We start from the raw sequence: 5,199 nt of genomic DNA on the forward strand, positions 1-5,199 counted from the left end.
GAATGGGTGGGACGAAGTCCGCCGACGGGCACGGGTATTTCTGATAACCACCAAAGACCAGGCGTCCATTAAACATTTCAACCACCATTGGGGATTAGGCATCCCTGCCAAAAACATCTGGACCCAGGAGCGGGCTCTAACGAAAGGGGAAATTGCAGCTCGCATCCTGAAAAAGTCCCGGAATGAACCCGAGAATCTCTTATTTGTCGACGATCATCCCGACCATCTCAAAGACGTTTCCACTACCGGGGCACGCTGCTTCTGGGCCTCATGGGGCTATCTGGGAGCGCAAGGCAAAACCCCAGCTGCCGGCAGCAATTTCATTAGCATCTCCAGGCTGGCGGAAATCCTGCCCTACCTCACCACGGATTAGGCCCCTTTAAGCAGGCCCACCCATCTTCGGCTGCACTCACTCATGATAAGTTTTTTCCGCAATTGTCGCTGCCTCCGCAAAGGAATCCTTTAGTTTGGGATACAGGCTGCGGTAAAGGGCATAATACTCTTCGTAGCATTTGACACTATCGGAAATTGGCTCGGTATGTGTTGCGATTTCGACGGTTGCATCACACGCCTCCTCGACAGTACCGAAATGGCCTGTGCCCACAGCAGACAGCAGGGCGGCCCCATAGGGAGCACCCTCAGTGCAGGTCAGCGTAACCAGCTCCTTCCCAAAGACATCAGCCATTATCTGCCGCCATAGCTTGCTGGCTGCTCCGCCACCCGAAGCCCTGATCTGATCCACTCCCAGGCCGAGATTATCTATCAGCTCCAGGCAATCGCGGAGGCTATAGGTAATGCCTTCCATTACCGCCCGGACAAAATGTGGCCGCTGGTGCCGCAGGGTCATGCCGAAAAACACCCCCCTGGCAGTGGGATCGGCATAAGGCGTCCGCTCCCCGCTAAGGTAGGGCAGAAACAGCAGCCCCTCCGAGCCGGTGGGCACTGACTCCGCCTTCGCGGTCAATATATCATAGGAATCCGCCCCCTGGGCTTTAGCGGCCGCTACTTCCTCCTGACCGAAGACATCCCGGTACCACCGAAAGGAGCCACCCGCCGCCAGGGTAACACCCATCACGTGCCAGGCCCCCGGGACCGCGTGACAGAAAGCATGTAACCGGCCCTGCGGCTCGATCTTGACCTCAGGGGTGCAGGCAAAAACAACCCCCGATGTACCCAACACTAACGATGTAACGCCGGGGACAACCGTACCGCTCCCGACCGCCCCCGCCGCCTGGTCGCCAGCGCCAGCTACAACAGGTGTCCCTATCGCTAGTCCTGTCGCCGCCGCTGCCGAATCGGTAACCTCGCCAGTGATCTCCGGCGACTCATATACCCGCGGCAGCCAATCCGCTGATACCTCCAGTTTCGCTGAAAGGCTCCGGGACCAATTGCGTGCCTTTACATCTAAAAGGGAGGTGCCGGACGCGTCGGCAACGTCGGTCGCGAAATCATCCGTCAATCGATATCGGATATAGTCCTTGGGTAATAAAATGCGGGCAATCCGGTCGTAAATATGCGGCTCGTTCTCCCGAACCCACAGCAGCTTGGGGGCGGTGAAACCCGGCAGAACTGGATTTCCGGTAATTTGGAGCAGCTGCTCCCACCCAACAGCATCGGTGATCTGACTGCATTGACTCATGGTCCGCTGGTCGTTCCACATTATACATGGACGCAGAACCCGACCGCTCTTATCCAGAAGTACAAGACCGTGCATCTGGCCGGTCAACCCGATCCCGCCGATCTCTCCGGCAGCAACTCTCGTCTTCCTGAGAACCGCTGCAAAACTATCTCTCGTAGCCTGCCACCAATCCGCCGGATCTTGCTCAGTCCAAAGGGGACGGGGCGTATACATGGGGTACTCCCTGGTCGCATTGGCTACTACCTTGCCATAGGCATCGACCAGCAGCGCCTTGGCACCGGTGGTACCTACATCCAGCCCAAGGAAATACTTCATAATACAATTCCCTCCATTATGTTAGGGCCGTGCTTCTTCCAATTTGTTTACTCAAGTTGATAATCCTCCCAGACTACACACTGCTCCCCGTATTGGGATTTCACATAATGCCAGAGCTCATCCACGTCCGAGGGGATGGACTCCAACTGCCTTGATAACCGATTGAGCCAGCTCATTTCAACCTCAGCCATCTGGAGCGCGCCCTCATTCTGGGCCCGTCGGAGCACCTTTAAGGTAAGGTCCATCGCGCGCAGGACCATCCCCAGGGGCTGGCTCTCCTCGATCAGAGCCTTTGATATCTCCAGTACGCAATCGGGGCGCAAAACATAGGCCTGGGGATCGTAGCGGGCGTCACTTTCGACCAGCCAGCGCTGAAACTGCCGGGCGGCAGGGACTCCATCAGCCAGAGCAGCGTTCATCAGACGGCAATCGTAAATCAGCTGCTCCATAGACACCGTAGGGGCTTCAGTGCTGAGAAGCCGCACATTCTGCACCGATTCATTGCTCCAGAGATCGCAACAGGCGCTCGCGATATTGCCCACGCTACTCAAATGGGCGCAGGCACTGGACTTGCCCTCCATGGAAATGGGAATCCCTACCATCGCCTTAAGATAAGGCCCCTCGTAGGCACAGTCCTTACTGGGACCTACCGCACCCTGCCGATAGGCTCCCAGGCTTCGGACAACCGATGCAACTCGTACCACCGCTGCCAGTGTCTTTGGGATCATACCCTTGCCCGCCAAGATCATGGCCGTATTGGCGAAGGCGCAGGCCGTATCTCCAGCCGGAAGGATCCCGGCTCGACGAGCAATCTCCACCATCTGCGCCCACAGGAAATCCATATCGCGCACGGCCAGAACCCCAAGCGCAAAGGCAATACCCGCCAGATCCGCCTGCACCAGGGCCTTGTCATGAAGCTCCTTCCCCCCGGTAGACTCGATAGAGAGAAGATCAGCGCCCGCCCTGGCACACAGCTCGCATGACCGCAAGGTGTGCTCGAGCAATTCACCCGAACGCATCCGGGGAGGCCGCTGGTTATCCCGCACATCCACCGGCGTAGCCCGCAGGGCTGAACGGAGGCCATACTTCTTATGAAAATCATCGAGAGCTTCAGTGAGCTGTCCGGTGATCTCCGCTCCCCATTCCGGTCGCAGGGTCATGGGCGGTAAAAGCTCAAACTCCACCACCAGCGACAGGGCCTGCAAATCGACCGCCCGTTGACACACTCCCGCAATCATCTCCGCATAGTGTTCTTGCACCGTAGTCCAGCTACCCTCATCGATGATCAGCGGGGGGAGCGTGAAGTTGATTTCGGGCAGCACCAATCCCGCCCCGATCTCTACTCCCCGTCCACACTGCACCTGCTTAGGAGACTTGCCAAAGATCAGATCAGACTGGCTGGATATGGCCAGCTCACCTAGTGAAATGGTATCAGACATTGATCGCCTTCCTCGTCCTTTATGGGAGTGAACTTCCCGCTGGATCCGAAATAATAACCTCTCTCCAAAAGGCCACCGCTCTTAACCCGAAAACCCTGCCCGCCGCATTCAGCCTCATCGCAGAGCTTCATTGCAGCACTAACCATCCGAGGACTGACTGATAGAAGCCTTTACGATGCAGCTGCGATTGCCAACCACATCCGGACGGCAGGGCTATGATCCCCGTCGCAGACATCAACGCCGCCCGGGGACTCCTTTATCAACGTGCGCTTCTACCTATGGATCAGGGATGCTTCCAGGAATTCTCACCGTCGGCAGGTATTATGATCAGCCATCCCGTTGAAAGATGCCGAGCGGCGCGGTCAGCTCATAGCCATAACTGCCAATCGGGCTAGCAAGGCAACGTGAATCGATAATTGCTCTTACAAACGCCTATCACGGTGTAAGGTATATAAGCCAGTTCTCTCGTCATTAGGAGGTAATTCCCAACAGACCCCTTACCAATGGCACTGCCTGAGCAGCGTTGTTGGCGAAACCATCGGCTCCAATCTCATCGGCGAACCGCTGGCTCACTACAGCACCTCCCACAATGATCTTGTTCTCCAGCCCACTTTCATGCAGCAGGTTAACCGTGGTACGCATGGATTCCCGGGTGGTGGTGAGCAGTGCCGACATGCCAATTACCGCCTCCGGACTTTCCCGGCCCTTTTCCAGAAATGTATCCGGGGGAACATCGATTCCCAGGTCGAGCACCTCGAAACCACCGCCTTCCAGAAAAACAGCCACCAAGTTTTTGCCGATATCGTGCATATCCCCCTTGACTGTGCCGATGATCACTTTGCCGACTTTTTTAGCAACATCACCCCGCAGAAGGGGATCGAGCAGCTTCATACCGGCTCTCATCGTCTGAGCGGACATCAGCATGTCAGGCAGAAAGTACTCTCCATTCGAAAACTTCTCACCCACCACATCCATGCCGGCGATCAAACCCTCCTTCAAGACCGTCCCGACTTCTAATTTGTCGGCGAGCGCCTTTCCGACGAGTTCGATGATGCCCGGTTGGCCAACCATGTCGGGAGGATACGGCGACGCTGCATTTATATGACCACGCACAATCGCATCTTTCATCTGGGCGATTAGATCCATTTAATGCTTCCCCTACCTGTATAACGTATAAGATTCCTTAAAACGGCCTGCTGATTATTCTGCTCAGGATCGAATCTTTAAGTCATGAACCTGATTTTAGAACCTATCCTAGGTTTCATGCAACCTCCATATGCTTTCAACCACCATGTCATCCCTTTTGAATTACAGCTGCTTGCTGATGGGGCCAGTAGTAGCCCTCCGGATTAACCCGGAAACCCTTCGTCAGGTTGAAATCTGTTGTCGCCCGGCGAACCGCCTGATTAGAATCAGCGCTGTTAGAATGCGATTTCCCGCCTGAACGGCAGATCAACTTCAATAGTTATGAAACCATTGATCAACGACGCGGCCCATCGGGACCACTACCGGTGGCGAGGACGATACGGAGCGGGTTACTTGCCATGAAGCCAGCCCCATCATCTCTTCCAGCAAATCGCCCGGCTGCCGCCCCGTTCATCGCCATAGCCAAGCCCATCGGACCGATCTGCAACCTGCGTTGTGAGTATTGTTTTTACCTGGACAAGACGAGTCTATTCCCAACAACCAGATCTTATCGGATGAGCGAGGGGGTGCTGGAAGCCTTTGTGAGCCAATACATCGCATCTCAACCTGCGGGTGTCACGGAGGTGCAATTTATCTGGCAGGGCGGCGAGCCGACCTTGA

Annotated in this window: 5 protein-coding genes; 2 read left to right on the forward strand and 3 right to left on the reverse strand. The window is 55.9% G+C overall.

All coding sequences use genetic code 11. The annotated features are described in order from the left end of the window. The coding region (locus ACETWG_10895) for a hypothetical protein (GenBank protein MFB0517091.1) at window positions 1-373 on the forward strand (373 nt) is incomplete at its 5' end. A gap of 36 nt (window positions 374-409) precedes the next feature. Here the strand turns inward: ACETWG_10895 and xylB are convergent. The 3 genes from xylB to ACETWG_10910 all read right to left on the reverse strand — a co-directional run bounded on the left by xylB (window position 410) and on the right by ACETWG_10910 (window position 4,539). After that, on the reverse strand, window positions 410-1,954 hold the full coding sequence (xylB, locus tag ACETWG_10900) for a xylulokinase (protein MFB0517092.1): 1,545 nt from the start codon (window positions 1,952-1,954) through the stop codon (window positions 410-412). Between the two features lie 47 nt (window positions 1,955-2,001). Beyond that, window positions 2,002-3,393: a methyltransferase MtaB domain-containing protein gene (locus ACETWG_10905; protein MFB0517093.1), complete on the reverse strand. Its 1,392-nt coding sequence runs from the start codon at window positions 3,391-3,393 to the stop codon at window positions 2,002-2,004. 471 nt (window positions 3,394-3,864) lie between these two features. Further along, window positions 3,865-4,539, reverse strand: a complete 675-nt coding sequence (locus ACETWG_10910) for a corrinoid protein (GenBank protein ID MFB0517094.1) — start codon at window positions 4,537-4,539, stop codon at window positions 3,865-3,867. A 398-nt stretch (window positions 4,540-4,937) separates the two neighbouring features. Here ACETWG_10910 and ACETWG_10915 point away from each other — a divergent pair. Continuing rightward, the coding region (locus ACETWG_10915) for an anaerobic sulfatase maturase (protein ID MFB0517095.1) at window positions 4,938-5,199 on the forward strand (262 nt) is incomplete at its 3' end.

The organism is Candidatus Neomarinimicrobiota bacterium (genome assembly GCA_041862535.1).
Taxonomy (GTDB): domain Bacteria; phylum Fidelibacterota; class Marinisomatia; order SCGC-AAA003-L08; family TS1B11.